We start from the raw sequence: 20,381 nt of genomic DNA on the forward strand, positions 1-20,381 counted from the left end.
AGGCCATACGGGGATGACACAAGCAAGAAGCCCAAGTTGAGTTGTGTCCTCCCCGGCGGACTGCCCACTCGCCGGCTCCGCCGAAGGGCGGCGCTGCGCGCCGAGGAGCTCGTGCGGCGTGGGTGGCTTAGATGCGTTTGCCCTCTGGTAGGACGTATCGGTTGAACATGAGCTCTCGCAGGACGTCGTCGCCGCCCTCGACGATCGACACGTAGCGCATGTCTCGCACCAGCTTGCCGATCGGTGACTCGCCGGTGTACCCGAGTCCGCCGAACAGTTCCGAGCCCACCGTGGCCACCTGCCAGCCGGCCTGGCCGGTGAACATCTTCGCCGTCAACGCCGACTTCAGTGCGCCCTGGCGCAGGAACTCCGCGCCCGGTGACGGGCGGGTCATGATGGAGTCGAAGTCGCGGCCGGCTGCTGCGCATTGGTTGCGCATGACGGCGATTGCCATCTCCATCTGGCCGATCTTGGCTCCGAAGACCGCGTTGTTCAGCAGGGTCGAGCCGCGTAGTTCCTTGGATCGGGCGTAGTCGATGGCCAGGTCTCGGATGCGGCGGGAGATGCCGATCGCGGTGGTGGCGATGAGGACTCGGCTCGCGTTCAGGCCGACTTCCAGGATGCGCAAGCCTGGGCCGGTCAGTGCGTGGGACACCGGCACGCGGACGTTGTCCAGTGCTACCTGGTAGGTGCCCGATGCGCGCAATCCCAGGACGTCCCACCGCTTCACCACGCGCACGCCGGGGGTGTCCCTGGGGACGACCACCGCGGCGTGGCCGGATGGGTTGTCGGCGGATTTCGCTACCACCACGAGGAAGTCCGCGAAGTCGGTGTTGGTGGAGAACCACTTCTCGCCGTTGAGCACGAGCTCGGCACCCTCGCGGACGGCTACCGTGGACGTGCGGCCCAGTTCGCTGCCCGCTGCTTCCTCGCTGCCCAGGGTCGCGCCGAAACCGCCTGACTGGGCAAGAGGCTCCAGGTAGCGCTTCTTCAGCTCGTCCGACCCGTACAGCCACACCATGTTCGTCGCCATGACGGAGATGAACAGGGTGAACGCGACGCCGGCGTCGCCGTAGGACAGTTCGGACACCAGGTCGACGCCCTGCTCCAGACCCAACCCATGCCCGCCCAGCTCGGGGGAGAGCCACCAGTTCATCAAGCCGGTCTTGGCGAACTTCTCGTACAGGGGCAACGGCATGTCGCCCAGGGTGTCCAGCTCGGGTCGGTCGCCCAGCAGTTCGTCGCGGACGAAATCCCGTACCAAGTTCAAAGCCTCGTCGTGGTCCACCGGAACCCCTTTCAGACCAGTCGGCCGGACGGGGAGCGCAGGACCTCGACCGCGGCGCGCAGCCCGGTCTCCAGTCGCGTGATCTCCTCGTCGGTCAGTTGGAGGGACGGTTCGAAGCGCAGTGTGTTGGTGGCGCTGGCGGTGGGGAACGTGCGGATCGCGTGTTCGCGCAGCAGGAAACCGGCGATGGCGTAGCCGAGCATCCCGGCGGTGGCCTGTTCGGCGATCGCGGGTGACGGGGACGCGCTCTGGTCGTGGAACTCCAGGCCCAGCATCAAGCCCCTGCCCCGGACCTCCTTGACCAGGTCGGGGTGGTCCGCGCGGATGGACTCCAGCATCGCGGTCAGCTGGTCGCCCAGCTCGGCGGCGCGGCGGTAGGCGCGGCCGTCGTCGGCTTCCAGGAGGTCCAGGACCTTGCCGGCGATCGTGGTGGAGAAGCTGTCCTTGGCGAAGGTGGAGCTGTGCACCAACTCGAAGTCGCCGCGGTAGAACTTCTCGCGGACCAGCATCACGGCGGCCTTGGCCACGCCGCCGCCCAGGCTCTTGGACAAGGCGTAGTAGTCGCCGCGCAGGCCGATCTGGGAGCTGGCGAAGAACGCACCGGTGCGGCCCATGCCGCTCTGCACCTCGTCGATCACGACCGGCACGCCCACCTCCTCGCAGGCCTCCGCGATCTCCCGGGCGAACTCGGCGCTGAGCTCGCGGATGCCGCCCTCGCCCTGGATCGGCTCGAGCAGGAACGCCGTCACCACCGGCAGTTCGCGCTCCGCCAACCGGACCACGCCGTCGGTCACCACCAGCTCGTGCAGCGACACGCGTTCCTCGTCGAGGACCTTGCGCACGGTGCCGGGCTGGTTGAACGGCACGAACCGGGACGGGCGGGCCAGTGCGCCGAACGGCGTGCGGTAGGTCGGGTTGTGGGTGAGCTGGACGCTGCCGACGAGCTTGCCGTGGAAACCGCTCTCCAGGCTCAGGAACACCGGCTGCCGCGTCGCCAGCTCGGCGTTGACCCGGCTGACCTCGGCCAGCAGCGCCGGGAAGTCGCCCTGCGGCACGTCGAGGGCGCGGTACACGTCCTCGGCGACCGTGGCGCCGGCCGCGACCGCCGCGCGTGCCTCGTCCAGGGCGGTCTCCGCGGCCTCCACCGCGGCGCGCACCTTGTAGACGCGGTCCAGCTCGGCGTGCTTCACAGCGGCCTCGATGGCCTCGGCGCCGGAGTTGGCGAAGACCGCGTAGTACGGCTCGGAGACGCCGAACTCGCGGTGGAGGATGGTGTTGAGCCGGTTGGCCAGGTCATTGGCGTACGGGTGGCGGGAGAACTGGGCGTGGATGGGCGTGCCTTGGGCGAACAGCTCGCGGGCGAGCGCGACCAGCTCCGGGTGGTTGTGCCCGAGCAGGACCGAACCGTACCCGCCCGCGAAGTCCAGCACCGGACGCTCCGAGCCGTCGGACTGCTTGGCGAACAACGTGTTCCCGCTCGACCGGACGTACTCGGCGTCGAGCCCGTAGGCGGTCAACCAGCCGAGCATGGTCGGTTCGGCCAACTCGATCGATAAGTTCATCTGCCGTCCCTCGTCACTTCCGGTGGGCACCACGTCAGAACCGCTTCCTGCGGACCCACGGGAGGCTAATCAGGGGCGTGCACCGGTCGATAACAGCGCGGTAATCCTCAGGGCGCCGAACTGTCCACTTCGGACTCGCCGCGCGCCCGGCCCCGCTCGAAGGCGTCGGTGAACGCCTCCGCGCCCACCGCCGCGAGGATCGCCGCGGTGATCCGGTCGACGTCGCCGCGCTCGCCGGCCGGCAGGGGCGCGCCGGCCCGTTCCCGCAGGGCGGCGCCCGCGCCGAGCAGCCGTGCCGCGCGCTCGTGGTCGCCGCACAGGGCGTGCGCGCCGGCGAGCCCTTCGAACGCCAGCGCCACCGCGCGCGGGTCGCCCGACTTGCGCGCCGTCGCCAGCCCTTCGCGGTGCAGGGCGCAGGCGGCCTCGGCGTCACCGCGCAGCTCGGCGACGAACCCCAGCTCGGCGAAGATCAGCGCCACGGCCAGGTCCGACTCCAGCCGCTGGTCGTGCACCAGCCACTTGCGCAGCAGCTTCTCGGCCTCGTCGAACCGGCCCTGCCGCCGCGCGCCCAGCGCCAGGCCCAGCTCGGCGAACTCCTCGCCGATCGTGTAGCCCTGCGCGACGGCCTGCGCGCGGGCGCACTCGTGCAGCTCGTCGGCCTGCTCGTAGTCCTCGGTGAGCAGCGCGATCCGGCCCAGCGCGGACAGCTTGTCCGACACCTCGGTGCTCAGGCCCAACCCTTCGGCGATCCGCAGTCCGTCGCGGTGCAGCTCGGCGGCGCGGTCGTAGTCGCCGACGACCTCGGCGTGCGTGCCCAGGCCGAACGTCACGTGCAGCTGCCCCCACCGGTCGCCGACCTCGGTGAACAGGGCCATGCCCAGTTCACCGTGGTGGGCCATCGCGTCCAGGTCGCTGCGCGCCAACGCGTAGCGGGTCAGCGTGCCGTGGGCGGCGGCCGTGCCCCACCGGTCGCCCAGGTCCTCGAACACGGCCAGCGCACCGGCCACCAGGTCGTGGCCCACGCTCAGCTCGCCGATGCCCAGGCCGATGAACCCGAGGAACCACTCGGCCCGCGCCCGCCCGGCGGCGGCCACCGGGTCGGCCGGCCGGGTCGCGGACGGCGGCACCACCTTCGACGCGACACCCATGAGCAGGTTGAACGCGGAGTGCCACACCCGGACCGTGCCCGCCACGTCGTCCGGGCCGCCGCCGGCCAGCGCCGCGGTCAGCGCCCGCCGCCCCTCGCCGAGGCGACCGCGCAGCACCCAGTACCAGGCCAGCGACTCGACCAGCGGCAGCGCCTCGCCGTCGCGGACCGCGTGGTCGATCGCGGTGCGCAGGTTGGCGGCCTCGGCGTCGAGCACGTGCAGCCACCGCTGCTGGCGCGGCCCGCGCAGCAGCGGGTCGGCGGTCGCGGCCAGCCGCGCGTAGTGCTCCCGGTGCCGCAGCTCGATCTCGGCGACCTCGCCTGCCTCGCGCAGCTTCGCCGAGGAGTACTCGGCGACCGACTCCAGCAGGCGGTACCGGGGCGGGTCGGCGGGCGTGACGACGACCAGCGAGCGGTCGACCAGCCGGGCCAGCACGTCCGGCACGTCCAGGTCGTCACCGCCCGCCACGTCCTCCGCCGCGCTCAGCGTCCACCCGTCCACGTGCACCGACAACCGGCGCAGCACGGTCCGCTCGGCCTCGGTCAACAGCTCCCAGCTCCAGTCCAGCACGGCGCGCAGGGTCCGCTGGCGCGCCGGCGCGCCGCTGTGCCCGGCGGTCAGCACGCGGAACCGGTCGTCCAGCCGCGCCAGGACCTCGTGCACGCCCCACGCGCGGACCCGGGTCGCGGCCAGCTCCAACGCCAGCGGGATGCCGTCCAGGCGGCGGCAGATCGCCGCGACGGCGTCGGCGTTGTCCGGGTCGAGGGCGAAACCGGGCGTGCCGGCCGCCGCGCGGGCGGTGAACAGCTCGACCGCGCTGGGCTGGGTCAGCGTCGGCACGGCCCACAGCAGCTCACCGGCCACGCCCAGCGGGCGTTGGCTGGTGGCCAGCACCCGCAGCCCCGGCGCGGCGCGCAGCAGCCCGGCGGCCACCTCCGCCGCGGCCGGCGCCAAGTGCTCGCAGTTGTCCAGCACCAGCAGCATCCCCTTGGTGCGCAACGCCTCGGCCAGCCGGCCCGCCAGGTCGGTCACCACGCCGTCGCGGATGCCCACGCTCGCCGCCACCAGCGCGGCCACCTCATCGGCCGACGCGCCCGCGGGTAATGCGGCCAGCTCGACCAGCCACGTGCCGTCCGGGGACCCGCCCACCAGCTGCCGGGCCACGGCCAGCGCCAGCCGGGTCTTGCCCACGCCGCCGGGGCCGGTGAGGGTGACCAGCCGGTCCGCCGCGAGCAGCCGCCGCACCTCGTCGACGTCGGCGTCCCGGCCGACCAGGTCGCCCAGCAGGTGCGGCAGGTTCGTCGGCGGCTCCACCGAGCCGCCCAGCGACGGGTCCTGCTCCAGCATCGCCCGGTGCAGCGCGGCCAGGCGCGGCCCCGGCTCGACGCCCAGCTCGGAGACCAGCCGGGTGCGCAGGTCGCGGTAGCCCGCCAGCGCCTCGCCCTGCCGCCCCGCCTGGTACAGCGCCCGCAGGTGCGCGGCCACCAGCCGCTCGCGCAGCGGGTGGCGGGCCACGAGGTCGCCCAGCTCGTCGGCCAGCGTGCCGGGCTCGCCGAACTCCAGGCGCGCCTCGGCCCGCTGCTCCCACGCGGTCAGGCGCAGCTCGACCAGCCGGGCGGTGACCTCCCGGGCGAACTCCTCGTCGGCGAAGTCGGCCAGCACCGGACCGCGCCACAGCGCCAGGGCGTCGTCCAGCACCGCCACCCGCGCCCGCGGGTCACCGGTCGTCGCGGCCTGCGCCAGCAGCGCTTCGAACCGGCCCGCGTCCACCGCGTCCGCCGCGACGTCGAGCAGGTAGCCCGGCGGGCGCGACACGACCAGTCGCCGCGTGCCGGGCTCGGCCTCGTCCAGGGCGGCGCGCAGCTGCGAGACCCGGGTCTGGAGCGCGCCGGCGGGGTTCGAGGGCAGTCGCCTGCCCCACAGCCGGTCGATCAACCGGTCGGCGGGGACCACGCGGCCCGCGTCCACGGCCAGCTGGGCCAGCAGCGACCTGACCTTCAGCTCGGGCACGCGGACCGGGAGGTCGTCGGACGTCCACACCGCGAGCGGCCCCAGCACCCCGAAACGCACCGTTAGACCGTACCCGAAACGGACCCGAAGTCGATCTGGACGGTTCCTGGAGCGGCGCACGACACCGTGGGTTCCCGAATGGCGGATCTACCGTCCGAGCGGTTCGAGCAAGGGAAAGAAACACCATGTCTGTCGAAGTCGGTGACCGGGCCGGGACCAGGGAATGGCTCGGGCTCACGGTGCTGTTGCTGCCGACCGCGCTGCTGTTCGTGGCCCAAACCGTGCTGTTCCTGGCGACTCCGCACATCGCGGCCGACCTGAAGCCCAGCAGCGACCAGCTGCTGTGGATCAACGACGTGTACGGGTTCGCGATGGCCGGGCTCCTGGTGGCGATGGGCACCATCGGCGACCGGATCGGCCGTCGGAAGGTGCTGCTGTTCGGTGCGATCGTGTTCGGCGTGGGTTCGGTGGTGGCCGCGTTCGCGCCCAACATCGGCCTGCTGATCGCGGCGCGCGCGTTGATGGGCGTGGGCGCGGCGGCCGTCATGCCGTCGACCCTGTCGTTGGTGCCCAACATGTTCCGCGACCCGCGCCAGCGGGCCACGGCGGTCGGCATGTGGGCCGCGTCGGTGTCGGTCGGCGTCGCGGTCGGCCCGCTGCTGGGCGGTCTGCTCCTGGAAGCGTTCTGGTGGGGCGCCGCGCTGCTGATCGGCGTGCCGGTCATGGCGCTGGTGATCATCCTCGCGCCGGTGCTGGTGCCGGAGTACAAGGCGCCGGACGCGTCGGGCCAGCGGATGCCGGACATGCTGAGCGTGCTCCTGTCGATGCTGGCGCTGATGCCGTTCGTCTACGGCATCAAGGAGTACGCCAAGACGGGCCTGACGGCTACGGCGATCATCGCGACGGTGGTCGGCATCGTGTTCGGTGTCATCTTCGTCCGCCGCCAGCTCAGCCTGGACACCCCGCTGCTGGACATGCGGCTGTTCCGCAACCGCTCGTTCAGCGGCGCGCTGGGCGTGTGGCTGCTGTCGGCCATCGCGCTCGGCGGCATCTACCTGCTGTTCACCCAGTACCTCCAGCAGGTCGCCGGGCTGTCCCCGCTGGCGGCCGGCCTGTGGATCCTGCCCGCGGCGCTGATGCTGGTGGTCGTGTCCACGGTGTCGCCGATGGTGGCGCGCAAGGTGCGTCCGGCGTACGTGGTGGCGATCGGCGCGCTGTTCTCGCTGGCCGGGTACGTGGTGCTGACCCAGGTCGAGAGCGTGGGCGGCCTCCCGTTGCTGATCGTCGGCTTCTACCTGCTCTACCCGGGCATCGCGCCGACGATGGCCCTGACCACCGAACTGGTGATGGCGGCGACCCCGCCGGAGAAGCAGGGCGCGGCGTCGGCGGTCAGCTCCACGTCCATCGACCTGGGCGTCTCGCTGGGCATCGCGCTCATGGGCAGCATCGGCACGGCGGTCTACCACGCCACGGTGCCGACCGACCTGCCCGCCCAGGCGACGGACTCCCTGTCCGGCGCGCTGAACGAGGCGTCCACGATGACCGGCGACGCGGCGGCGTCCCTGATCGCCACGGCCCGCGAGGCCTTCACCAGCGGCCTCAACGTGGCGGGCGTGGTGGCGGCGGTCCTGGTCGGCGGCGCCGGCCTGCTGGCCCTCACCCTGCTGCGCCACGTGCCCCCGGCCAAGCTGCCCGCCCCGGCGGCCGAGCCGGAGACCGACGACGCGGCGACGATGAGCGCCTGACCCAGGCGTTTCGTGCCGGGGACGCGGAACCTCGCGTCCCCGGCACGATGCTGTTGCGGGGCAGGACCACCGCCCGTCCGGCGGACGGGGTTCGGGTCGACCGGTCGACACCGCCCGATCGGAGCAGTCGGCCCCCCACCTCCTACCCGCAGCCTTGCGGACACTGGTCGCCCAACCCGTCACGGTGGTCGGTGGGGGAGCGCCCCTGAGGGGTCACGCGGTGTCGCAGATCCGGTGGCTGCCGTTGTGCAGAGGGCGGAGGCCTCGGGGTTGGCCTTCCAAGCAGTGCGGGACCTCAGCATGACCATCCAGCACCGCGCGCCTTCCACCGCTCGAAGGCTTACGACGCGGTCCACTCGCATGTCCGGATGCTCGACAAGAAGCACGGCCGCCTGGACGCCATCTTCTGCACCAACGACGAGATGGCCCTCGGCGCGGTCGACGCGTTGCGCGCCACCACCTCACCTGCATCCGCCGCCACGGTGGTGATCGGAGTCGACGGTGTTCCGGAAGCCCGGACCCTGATCGGCGCCGGCACGAGTCCCTTGCGAGCGACGGTCGTCCAAGACGCGCACCACCTCGCCGAGAACGCCGTCCACGTGCTGGAACGGATGCACAACGATCGCCATGTGCCCAAACGCACCGTCCTCCGCCCCGAGGTCTACCAAGCCGAGTGAACCAGCCGATCCGGGTGTGCCCCGGCGGTTACCGCCTGGTTCCTTCGCGGGCCTGACCCTGTTGCGCAAGGGGGACGGATCGGTGGCCCCGGAGTGGTCGCCTGATGTGAGGGAGCGGGTATGGAGAAGTCGAACCACGCCACTGTCGAGGACACAGTCGGTGTGCCGAGGGCGTTTCCGATGCGGCGGTCCGGGTGTCCGTTCGACGTCCCGGGCGAGTACGAGGCGTTGCGGGCGGTGGAGCCGGTGTCGCGGGCGGTGCTGAGGGACGGGAGCACTGTCTGGTTGGTCGCGCGGCACGCCGACGTGCAGGCCGGGCTCGTGGACGGTCGGATCAGCTGTGACGGCAGCACACCCGGTATACCGATGCCGGGCGGTTCCGGTGTGGACCCGGTCGGCAGACGGTCTTCCTTCGTCCGGATGGACCCGCCCGAGCACGACGTGTACCGCAAGTTGCTGGCTCAGGACTTCACCATGCGCAAGGCGCGTGCCCTGCGCCCCTGGATCCAGGAGGTCGTGGACCGCGCGTTGGACGACCTGGCGGACAGCGGTCAGCCGGCGGACCTCGTGCAGCTGCTCGCGATGCCGGTACCGTCCACAGTGGTCTGTCACGTCCTCGGGGTGCCCAACTCCGACCACGAGTTCTTCCAGTCGCGCGCGGCGGTGATGCTCAACCGGGGGAGCAGCCGCGAAGATCTGAGGAACGCGGTCGTCGAGTTGCGCACGTACATGGTGGGGCTGCTCAAGGACAAGCGCGACAACCCCGGCGACGACGTCCTCACCAAGCTGGCGAACGCGCCCGCCGAACTCGGCCTGGACGACAACGACCTCGCCGGCGCGGCGCAGAGCGTCCTCAACGCCTCGCACGAGGCGACCGTGAACATGATCGCCCTCGGCACGCTCGTGCTGACCGAGAACCCCCACGCGCTGGCCGAGCTGAAGGCCGACCCGGGCCTGTGGCCGGGCGCGGTGGACGAGCTGCTGCGCTACCTGGGCATCGGGGACCTGCTCTCGCCGCGGATCGCGAAGCAGGACCTGGAGATCGCCGGGCAGCGGATCGCGGCGGGGGAGGGCCTGTACTTCCTGACCGGTTCGGCCAACCGGGACAAGGAGGTCTACGACGACCCGGCCGCGTTCGACATCCACCGCCCGAACCGCGGGCACCTGGCCTTCGGGTACGGCCTGCACCAGTGCCTCGGCCAGAACCTGGCGCGGGTCGAGCTGGAGGTCGTGTTCGAGAGCCTGTTCCGGCGGTTCCCCGACTTGCGCTCCGCCGTGCCGGTGGACGAGCTGTCCTACAAGCACGACAGCGCGCTCTTCGGGGTGCACGAACTTCCCGTCGTCTGGTAACTGCCGGACGAAATAGCGAGCTTTCGTCGTCTATTCTCGCTTCGGTTGGAGTTCAGAGCCTTTCCCGTGGAATTGCACAAAAGTGCACACGCGCCCTCGAAAGTGGGGTCGACTGCGGGAATCCGCAGGCACTGTGAACCCGGCGTGGCCTGGGCCGTCAATGCCTGCGATCGACGTATAGCGACGTCACACGTGTCAGCGGTAACGTCCGTCGTGCTCCGGATCCGCATCCGGAAGACGACTCCCCGAAAACCACCGGTCTGGTTTGCTGCCGCAGCACTCACCAGAGCGGTGTCGCCGTGCATTCGCACGGCCGGTGGTGTCGTCGTGTTCCGTTCCGACCATCCTGCTGCGTTGGAAAGGTGCCGCACGTGAAAACAACCGCGTACCGGTTGGCCGGCGTTGTCGCGCTGTCCGCCGCCCTGGTGGGGGCCTCCCTGCACCCCGCCTCGGCCGGCAGCGACGACGCCGTCGTCACCTCGACCCCGTCCCTGCTGTCCACCTCCGTGTCCTCCGCGCCGAAGGTCAGCGCCGGGGTGTCCGAAGCGCTGCGCCGCGACCTCGGCCTGACCGAGGAGCAGGCCGCGAAGCGCCTGGCCCGGGAGGAAACCGCCCGCGCGACCGAAGCACGCGTCCGCGACGTGCTCGGCGCGTCCTACGCCGGCAGCTTCTTCGACGACCGCGACGGTGCGCTCGTCGCCCTCACCACCGACCCGGTCAAGGCCGCGACGGTGTCGACCAAGGACGTCCGGACCCGGGTGGTGCGCTACAGCGCCACCGAGCTGGACGCGGTCAAGACCGGTATCGACGCCCTCGCCGGCCGCCGCGCGCCGGAGGCCGTCAACGGCTGGTACGTCGACGTGCGCACCAACACCGTCGTGATCACCGTCAACAAGAACAAGGTCGACAAGGCCGCCCGTGACTTCGTCGCCAAGGCGAGCGCCGGGCGCGAGCACGTGCGCGTGGTGGAGGAGACCTCCTCGCCCCGTCCGCTGGCCGACGTGGTCGGCGGGTGGCCGTACTACATCAACTTCGCGGGCCGGTGCTCGGTCGGGTTCTCGGTCTACGGCGGCTTCGTCACCGCCGGCCACTGCGGCCGTCCCGGCGACACCGTCTCCGACCACAACGGCGTCGTCACCGGCAGCTTCGCGGCGTCGACGTTCCCGTACTACGACTACGCCTGGGTGCGCACCGTCGCCGGTGTGAACCTGTGGGGCTACATGGAGGGCTACAACGGCTACTGGTACTACGTCCGCGGCTCCGCGCAGGCGGCCGTCGGCTCCGGCATCTGCCGTTCGGGCTCCACGACCGGCATGCGCTGCGGCACCATCTTGGCCCGCAACCAGACGGTCAACTACCCGCAGGGCACGGTCTACGGCCTGACCCGCACGAACGTGTGCGCGGAGCCCGGCGACTCCGGCGGCTCCTGGCTCAGCGCGAACCAGGCGCAGGGCGTCACCTCCGGCGGCTCGGGAAACTGCTCCGTCGGCGGCACCACCTACTACCAGGAGGTCAATCCCATCCTGGCCACCTACGGCCTGACCCTCATCCTGTCCTGATCCAGTGAAAGGGGGACACCGGCGCACCCGCGCCGGTGTCCCTTTTTCACTAGTCCTTGAGCACTAGTCCTTGAGCAGCAGTGCGGCAGCGTCGGGCAACATGTCGGCCACCGCCCCCAGGCTCCGTTCGTGGGAGGCGGAGAAGACGATCAGCGTGGCCATCAGGTCACCGTGCGCGATCAACCCCCAACACGCGTGGTTGGTTCCGTTGTCCTCGCAGTAGGCGTAGGCCGCGCTGACACCGGCCGGCGCGGGCAGGTCCACCGGGGCGGTGACGTGGATCGTCAGGTCACCGACGTCCCTGGTCGAGTAGACGTACTCCCGGCACGACTCGGCCATCTCCCGCGTCTTGGCTACAGCCTCCGCGCCGGTGCGGTCCTCGTACCAGGTGACGAGGTGGTTGAACTCCATCCGACTGTTCTTCCACTTGCGCGCGAACGGCACGTGGTAACCGAACACGTCCTGCCCGGACGTCTTGGGCTTGGCACACGGCAGGGGCAGCTGCGGCCGGTGGCGATCCGAGTCGGTACCGGGCTCGGTGACACCAAGCCGTTCGAGCGCGTTGGCGGGCAACACGGCGGCACGGATCCGCTTCGGCGCCAGTTCGGCCGGCGCGACCGTGGTCGTGGTCATGGTCGCCGGGACGCTCGCCGTGTCCGGGGCCGCCTGTGGTGGAGCGGTCGTGCAGGCGGCGGCGAGCAGGGCTACGAACGGCAACACGCGTCTCACCGAGGTCCCCCCGGTTGGTGCAAAGCCAGCGAGGGAGGATAACTGCACCGACTGGCCCGCCGAGCCATCACCAGGGGTGGCTCGGCGGGCCAGGCGAACCGTCAGGAGCCGTTCGTCGGAGCCAGCACCACGTCCAGCGACACGATGTAGTCCTTCATCTGCTCCAACGTCCGCATCGGCACCTCCGGATCGAACCGGACCTCCGCGACCGACGCCACCATCCGCTCCAACACCACCCGCCCCAGCACCCGCACCAAAGGCAGCCCCAAGCACACGTACATGCCCTGGCCGAAAGTCAAGTGCGGGTTGGGGGAGCGCCTGATGTCGAAGCGGGCCGGGTCGGGGAAGTGGTTTTCGTCGAAGTTCGCCGACGAGTCCCACACCACCACGTACTGGCCCGCCTTGATCTCCCGGCCGCCCAGGACGGTGTCGTGGCGGGCCGTGCGCCACAGGTTGAACCACGAGAAGTCGTAGCGCAGGACCTCCTCGATGAAACCGGGGATCAGCGACGGGTCTTGCCGCAAGGTCGGGTACAGGTCCTCGTCGGCCCCGAAGCGGGCGAACGCGTAGGCCAGCATCAGCGACAGGGGCGCGTTGCCGGCCGTCGCCAGGTCCAGGCACATGTGGACGATCTTCTCTTCCGCCAGGCGGTCGTCCTTGGCCCGTTCCGCCAGCAGCGCGCTCATCAGGTCGTCTTCAGGGTTGCGCTTGCGCTGCTGGAGTTGCTCGGTGAACAGCTCCACCACGTCGGCGTGGTCGGGGGACCGAACGCCGATCAGCTGGCCGAACATCTGCTCCGACCAGTCCCGGAACCGGCCCGGTCCCGGGATGCGCAGTCCGAACATGTCGCCGACGACCCGTTCCATGAGCGGGTAGCACAGGTCGCCGAGGACTTCCATCCGGCCGCCGGCCAGGGCCGGCGCGAGCAGTTCGTCCACCGCCTCCGCGAAGGCCCGGGACCTGGTCTCGACGTTGCCCGGCACGAACGACCGGGTGACGAACCCGCGCAGGAACTTGTGCTCGGGGATGTCCGCCCGCCCGAAGGAGAACGGCAGGCCCATGTGGGTCTTGTTGGTCACCGAGAACGTGTCGGGGTTGCGGAGCACCTGGTTGACGTCCTCGTACCGGAACACCTCCCACAGGTCGTACTCCGGGCGGAACCGCAGCGGTTCGTGCCGCTGCATGTGCTGGAACCAGGCGATCCGCGCCTCGATGGAGTCGCTCAGCTCGGGGAACAGCAGATCCCTGGTCGGCTTGCTCGACGTGCTGGTCAATGCGTTCACCTTTTCTAGAGGAGCTCGACCGTGAGCCAGATGTGCTCCTTGGAGCGGAAAGTGCTTTCCCACACCGCCTTGCCGACCTCGGCCAGCCGGTCGACGTGGCCGTCGACGACCTTGCCCAGCACCGGGCTCTTCAACGTCTCCGACGTCGGTCCATATTGGACGATCAACTTGTTGCCCGTGGCCTGGCTGAACCGCAGCCGCCCGACCGGCGCGTCGCAGATCCGCTCCCGGACCGGCGTCGGCGCCACGCTCACGATCGGCGCCCACGCGTACATGGACTCGCCGCTGACCACCGCGTGGTCCTGCAACACGGTGAAGGGCAACGACTTGACGAAGTCCTCGCACAGCTGCTCGTTGAGGTCCAGGGCGAGTTCGCCGATGACCTCCACGCCCAGCGGCTGCCACGTGAGCTTGACCGGGATGGTCCGCGAAGATCCCTCGTCCACCGGCGCGGGCCGGTACTCCGGGCGGCTCGCCGCCTCGCTCTCCGCGTACCGGTAGTGCGCGCCGACGTGCCACGGGAAGTAGTGGTGCGACCAGGCCGTCAAGCGGTTCGCGTACTCGACGAACGTCGACAGCCGGTCCACCAGTTCGCGGCGGTCCTCGGTGGGCTCGCCGATCTTCGTGGCGTACTCCGCCAGCGTCGGGAAACCGTTGTAGCCCAGGAACGTGCTGTAGATCGGGTCCAGCGTGCGGAACACCGTGAGCACGTTGGCCACCGGCAGGCTCTCGTCGTGCGCCATGCGCAGCAACTGGTACAGGTTCATCGCGTAGTCGCGGACGATGCTGTTCGCGAAGTCCCACGCGGTGAAGTACTGGTCGTACGACCCGGGCAGGTCGGGCAGCGTGCCCGTGCGCATCTGCTGGATCTCCGGGGGTTCCTCGGAGACGTACTTGCTGATCAGTTCCCTGAGTTCCGGATATGCCGTCACACTTCCCCCAATTGCAGTGTCTGGTCATCCCAAGAAAGTCACGGCCCCACCCGCAGGCGGTCGGGTGAGCACCGGTCCCACAGGGGGTGCGCTTCCCCCGTGACGATCTGCGTCGCCAGCGTCCGCCCGATGAACGGCGCCAGCGTGATGCCGCTGTTGGCGAAGGCCTCGTAGTACCCGGCGACGCCGGACACCGCCCCGACGCTGGGCAGCCCGTCCGTCGGGAACACCGCGGTGGCCAGGCGGACCCGCTCGACGGCGGCGCCCGCCAGCGCCGGCACCGTGCGGTACACCCGTTCCAGCAGGTCCTTCACGACCTCGTCGCCGGGCTCGGTCGCCGTGGCGGGCAACCCGGCGTCGACCTGGTCCGAGCGCACCCGCACGCGGCCCGGCCCGGCGGACCGGACGTGCGCCTCCGCCCCGCGCAGGATGTGCCGCGGCGGCTCGGCCTCGGTCAGCAGGTCCACCACGAGGCTGCTGCGCGTCGCCACCCCGTGCGAGGACAGCCCGAGCGTCGCGGCCACCTCGCCCGCCGCCGGACCGGCCGCGTTGACGACGGCGTCGACCTCGACGCGGTCCCCGTCGGCCAGCCGCAGCGCCACGACCCGGTCGCCGCGCACCTCGACCTCCTCCACCGCGCCGCGCCGCGCCGTCGACGGGTCGAGCAGCGCCCGCACCAACGCCGGGCCGTCGATCCAACCCTCGTCGGGGAACCGCACGACCGGCCACCCCGCGTCCGGGAACACGACCCCGGACTCCCACTCGCGGTTCACCCGGTCCGCGTCGGTCCACTCCGCGTGGTAGCCCCACGACGTGAGCCGCTCGACGACCTCGACGAACGACTCGTCGGTGCCGCCGCCGCCCGCGCCGGTCTCGTCGCTCCACGCCAGGCTGCCCGTCGGGTGGTACCAGGGCGCGGCGGCGAACTGCCGGGCGAAGTGCGCGTGCTCGATGATCCCGGTGTGGCTGAGCTCGAAGCGCGGGTAGGTCGGCTGCTGGTAGGCGCTCAACCGCGCGAAGCTGACGCCCGTGGTCAACGCGCCCGGCTCCCCGCGTTCCACGAGGTGCACGCGCACCCCGCGCCGGGCCAGGAAGTGCGCCACGCACGCCCCGATCACCCCGGCGCCCACGACACCTACGGTCTTCACGGTCCCCTCCACGGTCACAGCAGTTCGGCGATGTCGAAGGCCAGGTCCAGCGACTGGCCGCGGTTCAGGCGCGGGTCGCAGGCGGACTCGTAGCGGTGGTGCAGGTTCTCGGCCAGCACCTCGTGCCCGCCGCCGATGCACTCGGTCACGTCCTCGCCGGTGAACTCCACGTGGATGCCGCCGGGGTGGGTGCCCAGCGCGCGGTGCACCGCGAAGAACCCGCGCACCTCGTCGAGGATGTCGGCCAGGTGCCGGGTCTTGTGGCCGCTGGGCGCGAGGAAGGTGTTGCCGTGCATGGGATCGCTGATCCACACCGGCGTCGCCCCGGTGTCGCGCACCGCGCGGACCAGGTCGGGCAGCCGGTCGCGGATCAGGCCCGCGCCCATCCGCGTGATGAAGGTCAGCCGGCCGGGCTCGCGGTCCGGGTCGAGGGCCTCCACGTAGCCGCGGACCTCGTCCGGCGTGGTCGTCGGGCCGAGCTTGACCCCGATCGGGTTGGCGATCGTGCGGCAGTAGGCCACGTGCGCGCCGTCCAGGGCGCGGGTCCGTTCGCCGATCCACAGCATGTGGCCGCTGGCGGCGTAGGACCGGCCGGTCTCGGGGTCCACGCGGGTCAGCGCGTGCTCGTAGTCCAGCAGCAGGCCCTCGTGGCTGGCGAAGATGTCGGCCGAGCGCAGCTCGTCGAGCTGGACGCCGCACGCGTTCATGAACCGCAGCGCGTGGTCGATCTCGTAGGCCAGTTCCTCGTAGCGGGCGCCCGCGGGGGAGCCGGCCACGAAGTCCCGGTTCCACCGGTGCAGCTGGTCCAGGCCGGCGTACCCGTCGCGCGCGAAGCCCGCCACGGTGTCCAAAGTGGACCTCGACGCCTCGTACATCCGCCACAGCCGCGCGGGGTCGGGCACGCGGGCCGCCGGGTCGAAGTCCAGGCCGTTGACCGCGTCGCCCAGGTACACGGGCAGCGTCACGCCGTCGCGGGTCTCGACGGGGCTGGAGCGCGGCTTGGCGTACTGGCCCGCCATGCGCCCGATCTTCACCACCGGCCGCGCCGCCGCGTAGGACAGGATGACGGCCATCTGGAGCAGGGTCTTGGTCTTGTTCCGGATCGCGTCCGGGGTGGCGCCCGCGAAGGTCTCCGCGCAGTCACCGCCCTGGAGGGCGAACGCCTCACCCCGCGCCACCGCCGCCAGCCGCGATCGCAGGCCGTCGACCGAGCGCGGGCCGACCAGGCCGGGCGCGGTCGCCAGCCGGTCCAGCACCCGCTCCAGGGCCGCGCGGTCCGGCCACCGCGGCTGGTGGGCCGCGGGCGCGTCCCGCCAGGGGACGAGCAATTCGGAATTGGTCACGGGAACGAGGCCACCACGCCCTCTCGGCGGCGCGCAACGAAAGCACCGAGTGGTCCGGTCCACCGGTCGTGGACTGGTCTGGCCGGCCCAGTGCCGCTTTTGGTTCTCTTTTCCCACTTGACCAAGGAGGTGCGCCATCTCCGCGATGACGGAATTGCTGGACGTCGCCGTGACCGCGATCCCCGTGCCGACCACCGCGGACGCCCTGGCGGTGCGCGCGGAGCTGTCCCGGCGGCTCGGCCCCGACGAGGTGTTCCTGATCGAGGACGCCCACCCGGACGACCCCAGGGGATCGGGCGCTGGGGGATCGGGCGCTGGGGGATCGGGCGCCGGCGGGCTGGGCACGGTCGTCGGGTTCGGCCGGCTCGCCGAGATCGCCGTGACCGGCGACCGGGTGCACGTGCGCGGCGACGGCCCCGTGGCCGACCTGCTCAAGGCCCGCTGCGGCACGGCGACCACCGACCCGTGGAGCCTGTTGCGCGAGGTCATGGGCCTGTTCCGGGTGCGCGCCGACGTCGAGGGGTTCGCCTTCGGGTTCCTCACCACCGCCGGCTACGAGGCCGCCTGGCTCATGGAGGACCTGCCGACCCGCGCCATCCCGCCCGACGTGCCCGACCTGGCGCTCACGCTGTTCCAGCACACCCTGTGGTTCCCGCGCGAGGGCGGCTCGCCGGTCCTGCGCGCCGCCGCCGGCCCCGACCTGCCGCCGCCGGTGTCGCCGGACGCCCTCGCGGCCATCCCCGCCGACCGGACGCCCGTCCCGGCCGCGCCCACCCCGCTGGAGGTGCGCGACACCGTCGACCGGGACACGTTCCTGGGCTGGGTGCGGCGCTGCCTGGACCACATCCGGGTCGGGGACGTTTACCAGATCCAGGTCGGCCACCGGATCGACGTGCGCACCGCCCTCACCCCCGAGCAGGTCTACCGCCGGCTGCGCGCCCGCAACCCCTCCCCGTACCTGTACCTGCTCACGCAGGCCGGCACGACGCTGGTCGGCGCGAGCCCCGAGCTGCTGTTCCGGCTCGACGGGGACCGCATCACCATGCGGCCGATCGCGGGCACCACGCGCCGCGACCCCACGGGCGCGGACAACGAGCGGCGGATCAAGGAGTTGCAGGCCGACGTCAAGGAGCAGGCCGAGCACGTCATGCTGGTGGACCTGTGCCGCAACGACATCGGCCGCGTCTGCCGCCCCGGCACCCTCGCCGTGGAGGAGCTGATGGTCGTCGAGGCGTTCTCGCACGTGTTCCACCTGGTCTCCACGGTGACCGGCACGCTGGAGCCCGAGCGGGACGTCTGGGACGTGCTCCGGGCGACCTTCCCCGCCGGGACCATGACCGGCACGCCGAAGGTGCGCGCGATGGAGATCATCGACGGGATCGAGGTCGAGCGGCGCGGCCCGTACGCGGGCGCGGTCGGCCTGGTCGACGTGCGCGGCTGGGCCGAGCTGGCGCTGTGCATCCGCACCATCAGCCACCGCGAACCCGCGCCGGGCGACCACCGGTACGCCACGCAGAGCTGCGCGGGCGTGGTCGCCCTGTCCGTGCCGGAGCGCGAGTGGGACGAGACGCTGGCCAAGATGGGTGCCGCCCACTGGGCGCTCACCGGTGAGGAGCCGTCGTGAAGGTGCTCGTGGTGGACGCCGTGGACAGCTTCGTCCACGTCATCGACCAGTACCTGCGCGAACTCGGGGCGGACACCGAGGTCGTCCGGTCCGGCACGCGCACCCCGGAGCAGCTGGCCGCGGGGCGGCCGGACGCCGTGGTGCTCGGACCCGGCCCCGGCCACCCCGCCGACTCCGGCCACGTCGAGCTGGCCCGGCGGTTCGCGGGGGAGGTGCCGCTGCTGGGCGTGTGCCTCGGGCACCAGGCCCTCGCGCTGGCCTTCGGCGGCGCGGTCCGGCTGGCCGAGCACCTGATGCACGGGCGGACCAGCGCGGTCGACCACGACGGCGGGGGCGTGTTCACCGGCCTGCCGGACCGGCTCACCGTCACCCGCTACCACTCGATCGTCGTGGCCGACCCGCTGCCGCCCGACCTCGTCGCCACCGCGCGGTCGGTCGACGACGGCTACCTCATGGGTCTTCGCCACCGGACGCTGCCGGTCGAGGGCGTCCAGTTCCACCCGGAGAGCATCACCACCGTGGGCGGCCTGACCATGCTGGCCAACTTCCTGTCCCGGGTCACGACGCCAGCAACCGGCTGACCTGGCACATCGCGGCGGCGAGCACGCCGACGGCCTCGGGGAGCAAGCCGCTGCGCACCGCGCCGTAGCCGATCACCGCGCCTGGCGCGCTCGGTCTGCGGGCCGGCTGGAAGTGCCGCCCCGGGTGCACCAGCACCGACCGTTCCCGGGCCAACGCCGCCAGCCGGACGTCGTCCACCCCGTCAGGCAGCCGCAGGTAGGCGTGCGTGCCGGCAGGCGCCCCGGTCAACCGGGCCCGGGGCAGGTGCCGCTCCACGGCCTCGCGCAGCGCCGCGCGCCGGGAGCGCAGGACGCCCCGGACCCGGCGGACGTGCTGGTCCAGCACGCCCGTGGACACGAAGTGGGCGAAGGTCAGCTGGGTCAACGGGTCCGGTGCGCCCAGGCGCAGCCGGCCCAACCGGTCGGCCACCGCCGGCGGCGCGACCACCCAGCCCAGCCGGACCACCGGGCCGAGCAGGACCCCGGTGGCCCCGACGTGGACCACCCGGTCCGGGCGGTGCCGTTGCAGGGCCAGCGGACCGCTGCCCGCGCCGAACCACAGGTGCCCGTCCCGGTCGTACTCGACGATCCAGCCGTCCACCTCGTCGGCCCAGCGCAGCAGCGCCTCCCGCCGGGCCTGCGACAGCACGACCCCTGTCGGCACCTGCGACACCGGGGTCACCAGCACCGCCCGCGCCCCGGACCGCGCCAGCGCCTCCACGTCGATGCCCTCGCCGTCCACGGGCACCCCGGTCACCCACAGCCCGGCGTGCTCGGCGAGCCGGACCTGCCACGGCGGGCCGGGGTTCTCCAGCGCGACCCGGTCGACCCCGAGTTCGCGCAGGGCGTGGAACACCACGCCGATGGTGTGGTCGAAGTCCGCGGTGACGGCCACCTCGGCGGCGCACGACAGGACGCCCCGCGACCGGCCCAGGTAGGCCGCCAGCTCGGTGCGCAGCTCCGGGACGCCCAGCGGGTGCCTGCGCGGTCCCGGGCCGCCGATCGAGCGCCCGACGTGCTCGTAGGCCTGCAACCACTCCCGGGACGGGAAGAACGCGGTGCTCGTCGCGTCGGCCCGCAGGTCGAACCGCGCGTCGCAGGCGCCGTCCTCGGGCCGGGCGTCGGAGCCTCCGTCCTCCGGCTCGTCCGCCGCGCGGCCGAGGTGGGGCAGGTGGGTGGCCACCCGGGTGCCCGACCCCTGCGTGGCGCGGAGGTAGCCCTCCGCGATCAGTTGTTCGTAGGCCTGCACGACCACGCTGCGGGAGACCCCCAGGTCTCCGGCGAGGTCGCGGCTGGACGGCAACCGGACACCCGGGTGCAGGGTGCCGTCCTGGATCCGGCCGCGGATGGCCGACTGGATCTGCGCGGTCATGGACAGCCGCGAGCCCCGGTCGATGGCGATCGGCAACATTCATCCCCCTAG

Annotated in this window: 14 protein-coding genes and 1 pseudogene; 6 read left to right on the plus strand and 9 right to left on the minus strand. The window is 71.9% G+C overall.

Annotated features, from left to right (window positions below):
• Positions 1 to 127: 127 nt before the first annotated feature.
• The 3 genes from WBN91_RS29630 to WBN91_RS29640 all read right to left on the minus strand — a co-directional run bounded on the left by WBN91_RS29630 (position 128) and on the right by WBN91_RS29640 (position 6,068).
• Positions 128 to 1,288, minus strand: a complete 1,161-nt coding sequence (locus WBN91_RS29630) for an acyl-CoA dehydrogenase family protein (RefSeq protein WP_337727587.1) — start codon at positions 1,286 to 1,288, stop codon at positions 128 to 130.
• A gap of 11 nt (positions 1,289 to 1,299) precedes the next feature.
• Positions 1,300 to 2,850 (minus strand): aspartate aminotransferase family protein, encoded by a 1,551-nt coding sequence (locus WBN91_RS29635; RefSeq protein WP_337727588.1) that lies wholly within the window; start codon positions 2,848 to 2,850, stop codon positions 1,300 to 1,302.
• Positions 2,851 to 2,957: 107 nt separating this feature from the next.
• Positions 2,958 to 6,068 carry a BTAD domain-containing putative transcriptional regulator gene (locus WBN91_RS29640; RefSeq protein ID WP_337727589.1) on the minus strand — a complete coding sequence of 1,037 codons (3,111 nt, stop codon included), beginning with the start codon at positions 6,066 to 6,068 and terminating at the stop codon, positions 2,958 to 2,960.
• 125 nt (positions 6,069 to 6,193) lie between these two features.
• Between WBN91_RS29640 and WBN91_RS29645 the strand changes: the two genes are divergently transcribed.
• The 4 genes and pseudogenes from WBN91_RS29645 (at position 6,194) to WBN91_RS29660 (ending at position 11,339) form a co-directional block, all read left to right on the plus strand.
• Positions 6,194 to 7,753 (plus strand): MFS transporter, encoded by a 1,560-nt coding sequence (locus tag WBN91_RS29645; protein WP_337727590.1) that lies wholly within the window; start codon positions 6,194 to 6,196, stop codon positions 7,751 to 7,753.
• Between the two features lie 329 nt (positions 7,754 to 8,082).
• Positions 8,083 to 8,430 (plus strand): annotated as a pseudogene (locus tag WBN91_RS29650) (substrate-binding domain-containing protein); the annotation flags it as partial.
• A 120-nt stretch (positions 8,431 to 8,550) separates the two neighbouring features.
• Entirely contained in the window at positions 8,551 to 9,780 is a 1,230-nt protein-coding gene (locus WBN91_RS29655; protein ID WP_337727592.1) for a cytochrome P450, read from the plus strand.
• A gap of 371 nt (positions 9,781 to 10,151) precedes the next feature.
• The gene (locus tag WBN91_RS29660; RefSeq protein WP_337727593.1) at positions 10,152 to 11,339 is read left to right on the plus strand and encodes a S1 family peptidase; all 1,188 of its coding nucleotides are present in this window, start codon (positions 10,152 to 10,154) and stop codon (positions 11,337 to 11,339) included.
• Positions 11,340 to 11,402: 63 nt separating this feature from the next.
• Here WBN91_RS29660 and WBN91_RS29665 read toward each other — a convergent pair whose 3' ends face one another.
• The 5 genes from WBN91_RS29665 to WBN91_RS29685 all read right to left on the minus strand — a co-directional run bounded on the left by WBN91_RS29665 (position 11,403) and on the right by WBN91_RS29685 (position 16,774).
• The gene (locus WBN91_RS29665) at positions 11,403 to 12,068 is read right to left on the minus strand and encodes a hypothetical protein (RefSeq protein WP_337727594.1); all 666 of its coding nucleotides are present in this window, start codon (positions 12,066 to 12,068) and stop codon (positions 11,403 to 11,405) included.
• Positions 12,069 to 12,169: 101 nt separating this feature from the next.
• The gene (locus WBN91_RS29670) at positions 12,170 to 13,342 is read right to left on the minus strand and encodes a cytochrome P450 (RefSeq protein WP_337727595.1); all 1,173 of its coding nucleotides are present in this window, start codon (positions 13,340 to 13,342) and stop codon (positions 12,170 to 12,172) included.
• Positions 13,343 to 13,356: 14 nt separating this feature from the next.
• Positions 13,357 to 14,283 carry a hypothetical protein gene (locus tag WBN91_RS29675; RefSeq protein ID WP_337727596.1) on the minus strand — a complete coding sequence of 309 codons (927 nt, stop codon included), beginning with the start codon at positions 14,281 to 14,283 and terminating at the stop codon, positions 13,357 to 13,359.
• 38 nt (positions 14,284 to 14,321) lie between these two features.
• Positions 14,322 to 15,431 carry an NAD(P)/FAD-dependent oxidoreductase gene (locus WBN91_RS29680; protein WP_337727597.1) on the minus strand — a complete coding sequence of 370 codons (1,110 nt, stop codon included), beginning with the start codon at positions 15,429 to 15,431 and terminating at the stop codon, positions 14,322 to 14,324.
• Positions 15,432 to 15,445: 14 nt separating this feature from the next.
• Positions 15,446 to 16,774 (minus strand): class II 3-deoxy-7-phosphoheptulonate synthase, encoded by a 1,329-nt coding sequence (locus tag WBN91_RS29685; RefSeq protein ID WP_337727598.1) that lies wholly within the window; start codon positions 16,772 to 16,774, stop codon positions 15,446 to 15,448.
• 145 nt (positions 16,775 to 16,919) lie between these two features.
• Here WBN91_RS29685 and WBN91_RS29690 point away from each other — a divergent pair, with 145 nt between their 5' ends.
• Positions 16,920 to 18,398 carry an anthranilate synthase component I family protein gene (locus WBN91_RS29690; RefSeq protein WP_337727599.1) on the plus strand — a complete coding sequence of 493 codons (1,479 nt, stop codon included), beginning with the start codon at positions 16,920 to 16,922 and terminating at the stop codon, positions 18,396 to 18,398.
• Positions 18,395 to 18,979: an anthranilate synthase component II gene (locus WBN91_RS29695; RefSeq protein ID WP_337727600.1), complete on the plus strand. Its 585-nt coding sequence runs from the start codon at positions 18,395 to 18,397 to the stop codon at positions 18,977 to 18,979. Before WBN91_RS29690 ends, WBN91_RS29695 begins: the two co-directional genes overlap by 4 nt.
• Here WBN91_RS29695 and WBN91_RS29700 read toward each other — a convergent pair.
• Complete coding sequence (locus tag WBN91_RS29700) at positions 18,957 to 20,369, minus strand: aminotransferase-like domain-containing protein (RefSeq protein WP_337727601.1); 1,413 nt, start codon at positions 20,367 to 20,369, stop codon at positions 18,957 to 18,959. The genes WBN91_RS29695 and WBN91_RS29700 overlap by 23 nt on opposite strands.
• Positions 20,370 to 20,381 lie beyond the last annotated feature (12 nt).

This window comes from Saccharothrix sp. CCNWYY140 (assembly GCF_037401995.1).
Lineage (GTDB): Bacteria > Actinomycetota > Actinomycetes > Mycobacteriales > Pseudonocardiaceae > Actinosynnema.